Source organism: Sphingorhabdus sp. EL138 (assembly GCF_900258045.1).
Taxonomy (GTDB): domain Bacteria; phylum Pseudomonadota; class Alphaproteobacteria; order Sphingomonadales; family Sphingomonadaceae; genus Parasphingorhabdus.
Genome location: NZ_OGVD01000003.1, coordinates 433,120 through 447,250, shown reverse-complemented (window position 1 = coordinate 447,250; position 14,131 = coordinate 433,120). Strand labels below are relative to the sequence as shown.

At 46.3% G+C, this 14,131-nt stretch carries 15 protein-coding genes; 11 read left to right on the top strand and 4 right to left on the bottom strand.

The features are described 5' to 3' along the window. Positions 1-66: 66 nt before the first annotated feature. The 11 genes from DK507_RS08250 to DK507_RS08200 all read left to right on the top strand — a co-directional run bounded on the left by DK507_RS08250 (position 67) and on the right by DK507_RS08200 (position 9,763). Positions 67-342: an acyl carrier protein gene (locus DK507_RS08250; RefSeq protein ID WP_109355891.1), complete on the top strand. Its 276-nt coding sequence runs from the start codon at positions 67-69 to the stop codon at positions 340-342. Between the two features lie 15 nt (positions 343-357). Beyond that, on the top strand, positions 358-849 hold the full coding sequence (locus DK507_RS08245) for a 3-hydroxyacyl-ACP dehydratase FabZ family protein (RefSeq protein ID WP_109355890.1): 492 nt from the start codon (positions 358-360) through the stop codon (positions 847-849). Continuing rightward, positions 842-1,918 (top strand): beta-ketoacyl synthase N-terminal-like domain-containing protein, encoded by a 1,077-nt coding sequence (locus DK507_RS08240; protein WP_109355889.1) that lies wholly within the window; start codon positions 842-844, stop codon positions 1,916-1,918. The genes DK507_RS08245 and DK507_RS08240 overlap by 8 nt, the downstream gene beginning before the upstream one ends. Then, complete coding sequence (locus tag DK507_RS08235) at positions 1,911-3,170, top strand: beta-ketoacyl synthase N-terminal-like domain-containing protein (RefSeq protein WP_109355888.1); 1,260 nt, start codon at positions 1,911-1,913, stop codon at positions 3,168-3,170. The genes DK507_RS08240 and DK507_RS08235 overlap by 8 nt, the downstream gene beginning before the upstream one ends. Further along, a complete protein-coding gene (locus DK507_RS08230) occupies positions 3,167-3,916 on the top strand; it encodes an SDR family NAD(P)-dependent oxidoreductase (RefSeq protein WP_162558969.1) in 750 nt (249 codons plus the stop codon). Before DK507_RS08235 ends, DK507_RS08230 begins: the two co-directional genes overlap by 4 nt. A 100-nt stretch (positions 3,917-4,016) precedes the next feature. Further along, positions 4,017-4,754, top strand: coding sequence for a 4'-phosphopantetheinyl transferase superfamily protein (locus tag DK507_RS08225; RefSeq protein WP_109355886.1), 738 nt, complete (start codon positions 4,017-4,019; stop codon positions 4,752-4,754). Positions 4,755-4,756: 2 nt separating this feature from the next. After that, entirely contained in the window at positions 4,757-5,551 is a 795-nt protein-coding gene (locus DK507_RS08220) for an SDR family oxidoreductase (RefSeq protein ID WP_162558968.1), read from the top strand. A gap of 32 nt (positions 5,552-5,583) precedes the next feature. Beyond that, the gene (locus tag DK507_RS08215; RefSeq protein ID WP_109355884.1) at positions 5,584-6,345 is read left to right on the top strand and encodes an enoyl-CoA hydratase/isomerase family protein; all 762 of its coding nucleotides are present in this window, start codon (positions 5,584-5,586) and stop codon (positions 6,343-6,345) included. Positions 6,346-6,355: 10 nt separating this feature from the next. Further along, positions 6,356-6,838, top strand: coding sequence for a hypothetical protein (locus DK507_RS08210; protein WP_162558967.1), 483 nt, complete (start codon positions 6,356-6,358; stop codon positions 6,836-6,838). Between the two features lie 206 nt (positions 6,839-7,044). Then, on the top strand, positions 7,045-7,932 hold the full coding sequence (locus DK507_RS08205) for a hypothetical protein (protein WP_162558966.1): 888 nt from the start codon (positions 7,045-7,047) through the stop codon (positions 7,930-7,932). 100 nt (positions 7,933-8,032) lie between these two features. Further along, complete coding sequence (locus DK507_RS08200; protein ID WP_162558965.1) at positions 8,033-9,763, top strand: hypothetical protein; 1,731 nt, start codon at positions 8,033-8,035, stop codon at positions 9,761-9,763. On the opposite strand, the gene DK507_RS08195 is transcribed toward DK507_RS08200, so the two are convergent. Genes DK507_RS08195 through DK507_RS08180 form a run of 4 tightly spaced genes read right to left on the bottom strand, consistent with a single transcriptional unit; the run spans position 9,750 to position 14,047 of the window. Further along, the gene (locus DK507_RS08195; RefSeq protein ID WP_109355880.1) at positions 9,750-10,748 is read right to left on the bottom strand and encodes a TniQ family protein; all 999 of its coding nucleotides are present in this window, start codon (positions 10,746-10,748) and stop codon (positions 9,750-9,752) included. The genes DK507_RS08200 and DK507_RS08195 overlap by 14 nt on opposite strands. Beyond that, positions 10,748-11,653, bottom strand: coding sequence for a TniB family NTP-binding protein (locus tag DK507_RS08190; protein WP_109355879.1), 906 nt, complete (start codon positions 11,651-11,653; stop codon positions 10,748-10,750). Before DK507_RS08190 ends, DK507_RS08195 begins: the two co-directional genes overlap by 1 nt. Beyond that, positions 11,650-13,371, bottom strand: a complete 1,722-nt coding sequence (locus tag DK507_RS08185; protein WP_109355878.1) for a Mu transposase C-terminal domain-containing protein — start codon at positions 13,369-13,371, stop codon at positions 11,650-11,652. Before DK507_RS08185 ends, DK507_RS08190 begins: the two co-directional genes overlap by 4 nt. Beyond that, a complete protein-coding gene (locus DK507_RS08180) occupies positions 13,340-14,047 on the bottom strand; it encodes a TnsA endonuclease N-terminal domain-containing protein (RefSeq protein ID WP_162558964.1) in 708 nt (235 codons plus the stop codon). Before DK507_RS08180 ends, DK507_RS08185 begins: the two co-directional genes overlap by 32 nt. Positions 14,048-14,131: the final 84 nt, after the last annotated feature.

The window sequence follows — 14,131 nt, the reverse complement described above, 5'->3', positions numbered from 1 at the left end:
GCGTTCATCCACATTGATTTTCCATGGTGCGATCTTTCATTTTGATTCAGGAGCAAGAAGGGCAATATGGAAAAAATAGTTTCAGAAGTTCGTGAAATAATATCATCTATTTGCGAGATAGATCAGGAAGATATTGGGTTAGATGTTAATCTCATAGAAGAACTGGAAATAGACAGTATCGATTTTATGGATGTAACTTACGAAATTGATCAAAAATATGGAATAAAGCTACCTGTTGAGGGTTGGATGGAGAAGGTAAACAATCAAGAAGCGAAAATATCTGACTATTTCATAATGAGCAAATTATGCAAAAGTATTGAAGTGCTGATTTCAGAAAAATAGATTGGGATAATTTGATTGAATCTTTCCAAGGTAATCTTGCTGGATGAATTAGTCGATGCTTCTCCGTCGATAGATGCAATGACTTTTCGATCAACTGTTCCCAAGAGTTCTACGATTTTTGAAGGCCATTTTCCTGGCTTCCCTATATTGCCGGGAGTCTTAATGATCGAGGCGATGGCGCAGGCGGCGGGCTTTATATCATTATCTCGATTGCAGGCCGCCAAAATGCCATTTTTGATAGCGGTTGATCACGCTAGATTTCGGAGCTTCTCGAATCCAGGTGATGAGTTGTTGGTTCGCGCCGAACTGTCTCACGAGGGATCTGGGTTTGATGTATTCAGGGGTACCTTGAAGCGCGCGAATGAGTTGTTAGCAAAAACAGAGCTGCGTTTGGCAATCAAGGATTTCCCAAGCGACATGTTGAAGGCTGACATTATCAAGCGACTGGAACGGGTGGGGGTAAAATTCGGTCCTAGCCCAATATCTGGGAGTAACATTCATGAATGAAGATGTAGTGGTAACCGGATATTCTTACCACACGGTGTACGCTAGCGAAGGATCTGGAATCGAGAATACGGATCCTCATTCGATAGATTATTCGGCCCAGATACCAAAGCGTTCAGACTTAAGATCGCAAGGACTGTCGCAACGATTAGCATGTTTTGCTGCTGGTCAAGCACTGGAAATGGCCGGAATTAAGGCGAAGAATGAAATTCTGGCTGATGCTGACGTGATGGTTTCCACACATTTTGGTGAACGAGATGAGCAGATTGATAGCAGAATTTTTGAAGCTTATCATGGTGACTCGGTTGATTACAAGACGCTGATTTCGGAACTGAGTAACCTGAGGCCGAGTCTGTTCTTAGCTCAACTTCAAAACCTATTTGCTGCAAATATTTCGATGGTGTTCGGAGTAACCGGGATGAGTGTGACATTTTTGGGCGAAATTCAAGCAGGAGTCAGTGCAGTCGAAGAGGCTCGCAACCGAATTGTATCGGGACGCAGTTCGGTGGCCTTAGTTGGAGGAATATTCAATGGAGCACGTCCTGATATGCAATCCTACTTTAATCCACCGTCAGGAACTGATTTTGAATCGACGTGTGGCGACAGTTCATTAGATTTGGGCTTTGGTTGCGGTTTCCTTGTATTGGAAAGAGCAAGTTTCGCAAAAGAACGAAAGGCCAAGGAAAAAGCGATTTTGGGAGAAGTTGTCCACAAAAATTCGGAAGAAAACCTCGTTGCTTTAAAACGTATGGGTGGGATTGATTATGTGCTCACTGACGTTGCGAGTTCTAACAAAAAGATATTTGATTTGACTAACGGCGTTTTGAACGAAAATGGACCAAAATATTTTGGAAACTTAGCTCAATCCACAGGCAGTTTGATGGAGGCGTCATTCCCCTTTTCTCTTTGTATAGCTTCAGATGTAATTTCGGGACGTTTGAAGTTTCCAATTACTCAATCGATCGACAGCCCCGCCGGTGGCAAAATCCCCCAACAAATTTGCGTTACGGCGGTTGGAAGCGAGCCCACAATTGCGTCGTGTGTGATCGAGCGAGGGCAACAAAATGTATAGGAAAGAACGTGTAGCGGTAACCGGTTTGGGTTTGATTACATCACTGGGACGCGACAAGGAAGAAAATTGGAGAAAGTTAGTTGAAGGTACTTCCGGAGTGAAGGAAATTGATCGTTTCCCAACCGAAGGAATGCGAACGAGAATTGCTGCTTCGGTAGATTTCTATCCTGAAGACAATAAGATCACGTCGTTTGAAAGAACAAGATTGATACTGAACGATGTCGTCGAAGAAGCTTTGGAGCAAGCAGGTGTTTGCAAAGACGGATCAGAACTAGCTTCCTCTGCTTCAGTATACTTAGCAATCCCTGGTGGAGAGGGCGACCTTAAAGACCGTGCTAACTACAGTCAGCGTGCTTTGGGAAATGACTGCGAAACAGATCTCCAATTGAAGCAAGCGATTCATAATCTTCACCGTGATGGAAGGGGAGCAACTCGATACGCCGAGTTGCAAAAGAAGTATGGTTTCTTGGTGCCGCCAGCGATAGTGAGTACTGCCTGTGCTTCTGGCGCGACGGCGATTCAACTTGGTGCCGATGCAATTAGGCGAGGTAGTACAAAAATTGCAATTGCTGCGGGAGCCGATTCCAGCGTGTATCCTGAGGGACTCATACGGTTTTCTCTTTTATCCGCACTATCAACTAAAAACGATGATCCACTCTATGCCTCTCGGCCTTTTGATCGTGACCGAGATGGTTTTGTGATGGGCGAAGGTGGTGCAGCATTAGTGTTAGAGCAAGAAGCTGCCGCTCGCGAACGTGGCGCATCGATATTGGGTTTTGTAGCCGGATGTGGAGATGCAACAGATAATTTCCATCGGACTCGAAGTAATCCTTCTGGAGAAAGAATAAAGTTATGTATTGAACGCGCACTTGCAGATGCGCGGGTAAAACCTGCGGATATCGGCTACGTCAATGCACACGGTACTAGCACCCCTGAAAATGATAAGATGGAAGCTCTTGGGTTGCGCCTTGTGTTTGGTTCTTCAATTTCCAGTGTTCCAGTTTCCTCGAGCAAATCTATGATTGGGCACACATTGGCCGCAGCGGGTGTAGTGGAAGCGGCAATATCTTTACTAGCTTTAGAGCACCGAACCTGTCCTCCGAGTATCAATATTGAGAACTTCGATGATGATCTGGGGATCAATGTTATTAAAAATTCCAATCACAATGAAAGTATGAATTTTGTTCTGTCGAATTCATTCGGATTCGGGGGGCAGAATGTATCGTTAGTGCTAGAGAGATACCGAAATTGAGCAAGAAAAGAGTCTTGGTAACAGGCGGTTCTGGTGGCATCGGAGCACAGATCGTTCAGCAACTAAGTGAGGCTGGCTACTTGGTTGATTTCACGTATTATCGGAGTAAGGAACAGGCTGAAGCGATTGTCAGCAAGTTAAGATTTGGTGGTGAATTGCAACCATCAATACACCAATGTGATTTGTCAGATCTCGGAGCAGTCGAAACACTTTGTGAACAACTAAGTGAGTTGGAGTATTACGGTTTCGTTCATGCCGCAGGGATTTCTAGCGATGCAATTGTGCCTTCCATTAAATTGGATATCGCTCAACAAACAATGGCAGTGAACTTTTGGGCATATATTCTAATATGTAAGCAACTTATTCGTAAGATGTCGAGAAGCAAAGACGGCCGAATTGTTGCTATTTCGTCCATCGCGGCTCACCGGGGCAATCGCGGTAACGCCGTATATGCGGCTTCTAAGGCAGCGATAGAAGCTTTTAATCGTGCATTCGTGCAAGAATATGCTTCTCGCGGCGTTTCTATAAACACTGTCGCTCCAGGCTTTGTGAACACAAAAATGATTTCTGATCTTAAGGGCCTCGGTGATCAATTATCTAAAGTTGTGCCCGCTAAGCGATCGGCTGAGCCGCCCGAAATTGGAGAGCTGATCGTGTATTTGCTTTCGGAGAAAGCGCAATACATGAATGGTGAAGTGATCAGATTGGATGGCGGACTAAGTTCGTCAATGGGCCTAACCATCTAATGTAGATCGATATGCCTAAACCAACAAAGACCTCTTTAACCGTTACCGCCAGCCAATCAATTACAGAGAAGCATAGTGGTTTCAATTGGGTTGAATTTAAATGACAGTTTGCTCGACTGGAAATAGCTATTGCAAAACTGATGGAACTGTTGTCTTTTTGGCATCGCTCGGGGAAGTCCAAGACAACCTACATCAACGCTGTTGGGCCATTCTGTCAAATAACGAGAAGTCCAAGATTGAGCAGGTAAAGCAGGACGCAAAAAGGGATCAAAAACTATACTCGCGAGCGCTGTTACGTAAGTTGTTAGGGCGGTTCTTAAAACAACATCCATCTGAAGTGGGTATTCATTCCCAATCCGGAAACAAACCAAAATTGGTTGAAGATAATGGCATACATTTCAACGTTAGCCATTCAAAGGAATTGATATTTATTGCAATATCTTCAGCCGACGTTGTCGGCGTGGACGTTGAGAGGGTTTCAAATAGATCTCTAGAAAGACTAGTGCCCAGATTGTTCTCAAACAAAGAGAAATTGGAATTTCTCAACGAAGCAGACAAGCTGGACTTTTTTTATAGATATTGGACGTTAAAAGAATCGATAATTAAGGCTGTCGGGAAAGGCCATCAATTAAAATTAAACGAAATTGATATCGCAAGAATAAGATCTACGGGTTTTTGCTACCAGGAATATGAATGCCAATTTTGGGGAAATAATTGGGAATCGCGGTCATATTGTTTTGGAGACTATCGCTGGTCTATTTCGATGCCTCATGGTTCGATGCCTGCCGTAATTGAGATCGAGCAGAACGAAATATCAAATTTTCTAGGGGAGATATGAACTTGGCTGAACGCGAAGGGTGTGCTCTCATAATCGGAGGTTCAAGAGGGATTGGAGCTGCGGTTGCGTCAAATCTCGATAAATTAGGTTGGCGCGTCGGTTTTACTTTTCACAAACACGCTCGACGTGCCGAGAAATTCCGGAAATCGTTAAGTAAGAATTGTCATGTGTTTCAAGTGGATATCTGCGATTTGAAGTCGATTGATCAATTGGAACAATATGTTGCTACTTCTTTAGGTCAAATAGATGTTCTGGTTTTGTCAGCCAGTGGTGGATTGGAGTGGGATAAATCATCGGACTATGCATTCGAAATCAATGTGAACGCACAGAAGCGCCTTTGCGAAAAGTTTTTGCCGTACTTGGTACAAGATGGACGCATTGTTTTTCTAACCAGCCATGAAGCCCATTTTTACAATCAAATTGAACCTTACGAGCCCTACGCACCGATCGCTATTACTAAGAAAGCCGGTGAAATGGCTTTGCGCCAGCTGCTTCCAAAGTTTGCAGCTTATGGCGTAAAATTAGAAATTGTTAGCGCGGATATCGTCGAAGGCACGGCAACAGCAAAACTGTTAGAGCGCAATGATCCAGCACATATCGCCAAACATCGTGCCCAGATCGGTCAATTACCTGATCCAGAAGACGTCGCAAAGCATATTGTGCAAACGTGCCTCTCCGACGTCGATAACAATGCTAATATTCGAACTACTTATGTTTGGTCCCCGCGCGGTCGTTATGCTGGCTTGGTAAATCCTTGTTCCAGTCCCGACGACGTCACTACAAATGCTACGAATTGAATACATCTTCCCGATAATCGGAGGCAAACAGCATGTCCATTGAATCAAAAGTGATCGATGATATAATTATAATTACCATCCGAGAGCCTGCTACAAAGAACGGTTTAGATCTTGTAACAATTCCGCTTCTGAAGGAAGCCATTGGAGCCGCCTCAACTCGCAAAGATGCCAAGTTCCTAGTCCTTCGAGGAGTGAAGGGTTGGTTCTGTATCGGGGGCTCCGGAGAATTCATGGAGCACACACTCGACCAAAAATTTGCGGAAAGAAAAAGACTGGTTGAGCAAGTCCAGTCAGTCATACTGGAATTGTTGCGTTCCCCTCTTTTAACGGTATCGATTGTTGACGGTCTTGCAGCAGGAGCGGGCGCGGATTTAGCACTGGCTTCCGATTTGGTACTTGTTACAGGAAACACAAGAGTTTCATTGCTTTATGCCCGCCTGGGCTTGGTCCCAGATACCGGTTTCAAATTGTTGGAGTGGCGCTTTGGATCGCGTGCACTCTTGACCTACGCTGAGAGCAAAACACTCGTTTCAGATGATTTGATTCGATACGAATGGGCCGAAATTGTTCAGGATATGGCAGAGGACAAACAATTGAAGAGATATTTGCATCGGCGATTCCGTCATAACTCTAACGCTTATGCATCGGCCAAACAAATTAGAAACTCGAACCAATTTGGAGATATAGATGAACAGCTTTCTCAAGTTGCCCATCGGCAAGCCGAAGCTTTGGGTCGCAAAGAAGTGAGAGATCGTTTGCTGCATTCAGCTTCTGCGCAGCGAGCGGTGAAATGAGTTGTGTATCTTGAGTTCAACTCAAAAAGTCGGACTGGAAGATGTAGCCGTGGGCTCCGAGTTTTCTGCTGGCCCGGAGATACTCGAAAAAGCCGAAGTCGAAGAATTTGCTAAAAAATTTGATGGACAGGATTTTCACAGCAGCGGTATTGGGCCCGCCGCTGCTTTGCTGAAGGGCCATGCTACCAGCGGATGGCATACTGCAGCTTTGACCATGCGGATGGTCTTAAATGGCGGTCTTCCGTTCGATGCAGACATGATCGGTCTGGACACCCACCTGCGATGGCACAAAGCAGCGTACGTAGGTGACGCATTGACTATAAAATGCAGGGTTCTGAGTGTTTCTCAACCCGCGCTATATAAACATGCGGTTTTAGTCAAAGCCAGCTGTAGGACCTATGCGAACGAAAATAGGTTAGTTCAAACTATGAAGGTCAGGGTCTTGTTAGTAGACAAGCAAACAAAAGCGATTGGTGATACTTTTTTTGCGTAATCCAGATTACAGCGAGCGGTATCTCGGCAAGTAGGGCCAAGATACCTTCACCGTCGTTGCTCCCATTTACTGGAATAGTTTGTACTACCCGGCCTCGCCGAGGCATCTTCCCGTAACAGGTTAGATCATCTGGCGACGTTGCATCTATTGGATTGGCAAAGTTCCCGATATGTTCTATCACTTCAAGGATGGGAGATCTAGCATACTTGGCACTCGGAAAGCTGGACGGCAGACTTAAGAACAGTCCGGTGGCAGATATTTGGGCGGTTCGTATGCGATTGCGCGCTATTTCCCAGTCAGCTTCCAATGCAGGTATAGGGGTTGATCTTTTGGAAGTTGAGAATTGGATTGCCGGTGCGGCACTCCCGCCCCGTTACAAGCAGGGGTTGAATGATCCCATTCATATTACGACGATCACCCATTTTGTAATCGCAACATTCAATCTTTCTCGTTGTTCCGTTCATAATGAAGCGTCCTCTATTTGGAATTCCGTATTCAACGCATCTCAAGAAATGAACCATTGGGACGGTGAGGCATATTCGATCTACACGCCAATATGGAGGGCGGTTCGTGAGATTTGTCAGGACCTTTCATTGTCGCCATCAGCTAGCAGCCTGGTTCATGCTAACCTGATGATATTAGATCATCTGGAAGCATCAATTGAGGCCCATATTCTTCAAATGAAAACTACAAATGGGGGCAGGTTGATTCCATCGGTCTGGATAGCTGGGTTGTTTATACCCTATTTGGTCTGGAAATCGGGGTTGACGGATACGTTGATGCCCAATCTGATTGGTTCAGTTCGTTTTTTTGATTTAACAGCTACTGAAATGCAAAATATGCTTATTTCAACCATTGAGAATGAGTCAGCTGATGGTTTGCGCGAACTGGATCAGCTAGAGGCCAACTTTGCAGCGTCCAATCGCATAAGAAAATTCACAAAGCGAAGCCGCTACCAGATAGCAAACAAGTTCATGCTCGCTTTTCCATCTCTTACCCAGCGTCGGTTGGGAAGCGTGCTTGGAACCACGCCGCAAGGAGCAGGATATCTCTGCCGTCAGTTGCAAAACGCGGCGGTGGAACAACGCAATTGAAATAGTTGGGAAGGCAAATTTAGGGATGCCACTGTTCAATTTCACGAGCTTCAAACAACCCGTCAGATTATCTTTTCTCGGCCCGGTCCGGCGTTCACCAATGTTCGATGATCTGATCGAAATCAGCGCAACTTTTTTGCCCACCCTCAATAACCAAAGCACCGTTCATAAGTGGCTTCCGTACAGCGCTATTGGTTTTTATCCGATCGGCACGCTTTTTGATGGGAAAAGCATAACTGTACCTAAAGTCAAAAACGCAAAACGCCTTTTCGAAATGGAATATGTTGAAACTACTGAGTTTGAAGATAACTCATTTTCGGAGGCATATGGACAGGCAATTCCGCACGGTTTGGAGGATTTCGCCAGCTTTCGTCGAAAGACCAGATTGGATGAGGAAGCTGGTAACAATTTCTATCTTACGCCTTACGCCGAACTGAGCAGATTTTATGGTGCTGCAGCCAGTTTGCTCATTGATGGCCTTTCTCGCACCGTCTCGACCGATTCCTATTTTGATGACGTCGTAGATGAAAGCCGCACTGGCTTTGTCGATGATAAAACGTTTCGTGTAGCTCCGCGTTTGGGTTTTGTATCACGGGCTTGCGCGCTACAAATGGCATTGATTATGTCTAATCGTGAGATCGCAAATTTTTGGCGCTTCCAGCGAGCGCATTGGCGAAATGCTCGGAAAGACAATAACATTGTCGATGCAGGAACTTTCAACATAATTGGGGACTTGAATATCGAGGCTGAATTGTCCGACCCTTGGGAGACAAAATTCCCAGAATTGCCAGATGACTCCATTGTCCGACAGGTAACACGGATTATTAGTGATTGTCGTATGCCCAAATTCGAAACATTGATTTTGGAGCTTCCGTTCGATTTAAGTGTTCGAGAATTCGAAGATGCGGAGAATAAGGCCAAGGAAGAAGAAAACCCTAAAGAAAATACCCGATACCATCACGGCGGAGTTATGGAAGTTGTGCGGGGACGCCGTCCGTCGATACGGCCTGTGATATTAGCGGCCGCAAAAACCAGTTTCTTGCGTTCATTTCCAAATTTCAGAGATGTCCGGTTCGAGACAGCCTCAAAAACAGGAATAACATATTTTCCGCAACGAGCCCGGCGAACAATTCATAAAATGATTGACCAAATGTCATTTCTTCCACCGGGAGGTGATGAAAAAATTGCTGGTGTCAGACATGCGGTCAAAGATTTTCGCAATCTTGCGGCATTACAGCCGGTCGTAAGTAGCGCTTATTTCCTCGACTATGGAGAATTTGAAACACCGCAATTGGTCCAGGTAAAAGATGTTGAGCTGAAATTCCCAATCGGCAATTTTTTAACCGCAGGAAAATACCTTCATGACGGGGGTGATCTGGATACATTTAACTCGTCTCTCCGCAGAGGTACGGAAATTCTTACATTCATCGAGCTTCCTGAGAGCTGGGGCTATTGGGCCTGGTTTAAGGATCATGGCCGTGGCCGCCGGATCGCTTTTCTTCCGGTGGCTGTTGAGGACCAAACTGTTTGGACGCTGGAGATTGAAAGAAAAACACCGAAAGAGGCTTATCCAGTTGGTATCGTGATGAATCACAGTCAGTTGGATGATCATGCGTTCTTGTTTTCTTTGTTGAAACGGATTTCCGACCGCAGGCAGGCCATGTATGCTGACGACGATGTAAGGGGGACTTGGCCGAGAGGCAGTTATCAGGATGTTACGATCGACAACATAGTCCACCACCGGACGCGAAACACACCTGGAAATCTAGGCGAAGTGCTTATGGAGCGATCCACCGAGATATGCGAAGGTGTAATTGTCACCGATCTTTAGCATTGGGGTCGATTTGGAGGAAAGCCTTTGTGGGCTGGAAAAATACATAAGGTGCATTTTGGGGCTTCAGGTCTTTCATTGCCCAGGACCAATAAACTTTTGCATCTAAGAATGTTGCAATGAATATCCATGGCCACCCGCGCAGCAAATAGGTTATACCGATCATAACATCATGCACCGACCGCGGGGACAGGGTCTTTGTATCTTTAGTTTTGCTAGTAAATTCGGTAATCCCTTCAATATCGCATCTCGCTTGGAGTATCTTTAGCAAGCGATCTCGCCTGGCCCCTGTTGAGAGCAAAAGCACAAGCCGGTTTATCAGTGCAAAAAACGCTATCGGGTAGGTTCCGTGAAACCCTGGCCAGCAGACCGGATTTCCAGCTAATACACCTTGAAGGTGATGCTGAAATTGGAGCACGTTCGAATTTGCAGGCTCGTGTTTTTGGCCTCTCAAATCAGAACCACAATGATGGCATATCAGAAAATCGCCCCGGTGCGGTGCTACTGGTGCATCACAACGCGGGCAGCTGCTCTTCAATATGACACCGTGGCGTGTGCAAGTCGATACTGGAAGGAGGCGCCATAGAGTTTTGAAATAGGGGATCTGATCTTCGGTTAGACAATGAGAACAATATTGCAGGCCATGCGTTTTGCGCTCCCTATGCCAGACACCAATAGGGCGGACCATTGCGGTAGAGCCATTTGGTACCACGCGAGGCACCAGCGTTCCTTCAAATGCATTTAAAGTGGTTGCTTGTACCTGATTAGTTGGTGTTCCCGTTCGCTTCGCCAGTGTTTCTAGAACAACTTCTGGTGCCAGATGATCAAGATCCCTGTTCCATAGATTCAGGCCGCGCCAATGATCGTCGCAAAACCCATGCAAACTGCGCCCCGTCATGGCTGCGATCCTTATCAGCCATGACGAGAGCAGTTCACCATCCTGCGGTTTGGGATGGATGAGCCAAAGACCGGCTCGAGTTTTCATTACGCTTCGTCCGCCTGAATCCCCAGTTCGCGGCTTGCATGAGCGGCTCTTTTTGAGGGGCGGATCCAGTCCAAGCTATCAATTAGCTTTAAATCGATTTTCTCTTTTCCAGAATTAATGGCTTCAATGGCTGCCATTTCCAAGAATTCCATTATCCAACACAAGGTTCCGTCCGTTTGGAGTAATATTCGCCGAGCAAGGGTATCATTCTCGGCGAGAAAGGATTTTTTCTGCAACTCGAAATGATCTTCCATAGCGCCTAGTAACGACCGGCTCTCATCATTAAACGTCCACTGAGGAAGTGCTAGCGGTTCAAATCGCCGGTTCAATTGCGGCTCACTTAAAATTATGTCGACTGCAGGCGGCATGCCAATACCGACTACCGATAAATTGCAATATTCGCCAATCTCTTTGACCGTATTTTGCAATGCCTCACGGTTGCGCCTCGTTCCTGTGTTTAACTGCTGGAACTCGTCAATGATCAAGATCTTGGTTCCCAGCGCCTTGAGCATCGAGCGGGCAATATGCATGCGTTCGGAATGATTGACATTTGCTTTCCTGCTTTCCCACAAATTTTCGAGAATACGGCCAGCAAATGAACCCACATTCGCGTCTTCAGGCAGCGAGACGTAGACTATTGGTGCAAAGTCGGCATCGCTATCGGGTTGGCTTATTGGAAGGTTGGCCTCCAGAAAATATTTGCCGATCGATGATTTCCCATTTCCCGATACTCCAGCAATCAGAATGTTCTTCCGATTTTCATCATTTGCCACCAACATTCTTTCCATCTTACCGAGATATTTAGCAAAACGTGGATAGTGGATAAATGGGCGATCTTTGATATGAGCAATGCGCTCTTCATTGACGCGGCCGTTTCCCGGCGCCGCTGCCGCGACCCCGCTCATCGTTTTTCCACCTTGAAAATCTGACGCACAAAAGGCTTGGTTTCAATTGGTTCGCTTACAGTCTCGTCTTCGCCCAGCATTTCCTTAGTGACATGTTTGGAATCGAGCTTGCGGGCACTGGCCTTGCGGACCCTTTTCGTTTCTGCTTTTGCGATACCAAGGAGCACTTCTTCTTGACGCATGCGCTCTGCAATCGCTTCGACCGTGCGTTTTGTGCCAGAGTTCTTTACAAGTTCTCGCGCCTTGTTCCATTCCCACAAAGTGTAACCTGAAAGGCCGGGGGTCGTGGCCCGTATCTGATAATATTTGTTATCTTTGGGGTTGAGCCAATATATTTTGGATATGTCATGCGGATTGCGTTTTACAAGATAGCGCTGGCCGAGCGACATATCGAGATGCGGCTGCAGTGAGTCATCGCAATATTCGATGTAATTCCAAACAAAGCCATAGCGTTGCAAAGTACGACGCTCGCCGGGCAAAAAGTCGATAAAGAACTTCTTCGGGTCTGAAACCAGCTCTGGTTCCCCAATGCCTGGTTGCTTGCCATATCCTTCAATGCCGCGGCGCCATTGCTCCATAGGTGAGATACCTAGACCCGCATGAGGGCGCGCATGATATTCTTGAACAAACCATGTCGCTAATACAGCCTCATATTCCCGCAACGTCATTGTTGCGGTTTTTTTGCCATTATGGCGGCCTTTTTTGACGGCGAGCTCGAAATTTCTAGCGGTAGCGCCAGGCAAAAGTTTAGTTTTCTTCATGACCGTACCGATGATGCGCTCAATCTGCCCACCATATTGCGGAGAGCCTTTGGGCCGTTTTTCTGGCCTCGGTATGAGCCACTCATCACAACCAAAGTTGATTGCTTTTGAGGTGAAATCACTGCCGTTGTCAGTGAATATGCGATGTGGTTTGCCGCGAAAGGGCCAGCTACCATTCACGCTGAGCGATGCGAGCCAGTCTTCTTTGGGCAACACCGCCCGGGTGAGGGCATAGGCAACCGTCGTCGCGGAAGGTGCTTCAAAGGTGAGAACGAAAGAAAGTACAGCCCTCGAATATTCGTCCATGACAATAGTAATCCATGGGCGTCCCACTTCCTCTCTGGTTACTGAGTCCAAAAGTTCAATATCACAAAGCGTATGGTCAATTTGCACGCGCTCCAACGGAAATGTACGCTCAGGATTAGTCCCCTTCTTACGGTCAAATTGTTCATATGCGTATTTAGCACCATATTTCATGCGCGCTTTATCTCTTGCCGATAGCGCGTGGTAATGCCTCCTTACCGTAGATTCAGAAGGGGCCTTCAGTCCTTCTTTAAGGCAGGCTCTGACAATATGCTCCCACAAATCCCTTAGTACGGCATTGCTCTTGTGCTTGCGAAAATAGCTTTTCATCACTTTTTCAATGATCTTCAAGACGTCTGGATCTAACCGAGATGTCTTTGCGCCGCCGCTGGATTTGTTCGCAACCAGACTGGAAATCCGTGGATCATTCCGGAATTTTCTCAATTTTCGAAAAAATGTTGGCCGGGAAATTTCTGCACTTTTGCATATGACATCGACCTGCTGGGGTGTCGTACGCCTTGTCAGATAAGGTCTGAGCTGCTTTCCCAGCTCCCGGGCTTTGCGGTAATTTTGTTTTTCAATTTCTTGACGAGTGTCATCAAGCGCAATTGCTGAGCTTGAGTTAGCGAAATATTCTTTTGCCTTGGCTTTCATAGATCTTCGTCTCCGTAGTTAGAGGCGAGCCTATGTCGAACCACAATGTTCGAGCGGCCATTAAGGCCATGATAGTTCCGAACGCGTTGTCACCTTCGGCACGACCTTGCTGGAGCCTCTGGGTTAAGGAGCCCAAGGATGTGCCGGGATGTTTAATTACTTGTTTACGAACGTACTGAACCGTTTTTTGAGGAACTTCGAGGTTGCGATGGGCGTTTATCAGCTGGATGTTCGAGAGACCTTTCTGGGTCATCCAACTATCTGTCGCAACACGGAATTTGCAATTCGGTTGCTCGTTCGCCCAGCGCTGTGCCGCAAAATATCTTGCGCGGTATTCGACAATGGTTTTGCGAAAATCATTCTCAGATTTCACCTCGACCAATAGCCTCTTGTGATTGCCGCGTTCATCAACATAGTCAACCAGATAATCCGGTGTGTATATGCAGAATCTATTCAGCTTGAGGTCGAAGTAGCGGACGTGGAAGGGTTCCCAAACCAGCCCTGAAACTTCCGACGCAAAAATACATATGGAAATGAAGTTTCTTTCCAGTTCAGATTGGAAAATTATTGGTTTATCTGAGAACGGAACGGCCAATTCTCCGCGCACCGCACTTGTTGCAGGCGGCAGTTTTGCACGATTTCTTGGCAAGATGGATATTTTATCAACGAATCTCACCGAGTTCGCCCTTTGCGAAAACAGTCTCGCAGAGTTTGGAGCACAGTATCTCTATGCATGACTATTGAGCCCAAAAAAGAGCCT

What these genes read in the sequence shown, in the direction of transcription:
- DK507_RS08215 (WP_109355884.1), top strand. Translation starts at nt 5,584, where the DNA reads ATGTCCATTGAATCAAAAGTGATCGATGATATAATTATAATTACCATC.
- DK507_RS08195 (WP_109355880.1), bottom strand. Translation starts at nt 10,748, where the DNA reads ATGAAAACTCGAGCCGGTCTTTGGCTCATCCATCCCAAACCGCAGGAT.
- DK507_RS08250 (WP_109355891.1), top strand. Translation starts at nt 67, where the DNA reads ATGGAAAAAATAGTTTCAGAAGTTCGTGAAATAATATCATCTATTTGC.
- DK507_RS08185 (WP_109355878.1), bottom strand. Translation starts at nt 13,371, where the DNA reads ATGAAAGCCAAGGCAAAAGAATATTTCGCTAACTCAAGCTCAGCAATT.
- DK507_RS08190 (WP_109355879.1), bottom strand. Translation starts at nt 11,653, where the DNA reads ATGAGCGGGGTCGCGGCAGCGGCGCCGGGAAACGGCCGCGTCAATGAA.
- DK507_RS08225 (WP_109355886.1), top strand. Translation starts at nt 4,017, where the DNA reads ATGACAGTTTGCTCGACTGGAAATAGCTATTGCAAAACTGATGGAACT.
- DK507_RS08200 (WP_162558965.1), top strand. Translation starts at nt 8,033, where the DNA reads ATGTTCGATGATCTGATCGAAATCAGCGCAACTTTTTTGCCCACCCTC.
- DK507_RS08235 (WP_109355888.1), top strand. Translation starts at nt 1,911, where the DNA reads ATGTATAGGAAAGAACGTGTAGCGGTAACCGGTTTGGGTTTGATTACA.
- DK507_RS08240 (WP_109355889.1), top strand. Translation starts at nt 842, where the DNA reads ATGAATGAAGATGTAGTGGTAACCGGATATTCTTACCACACGGTGTAC.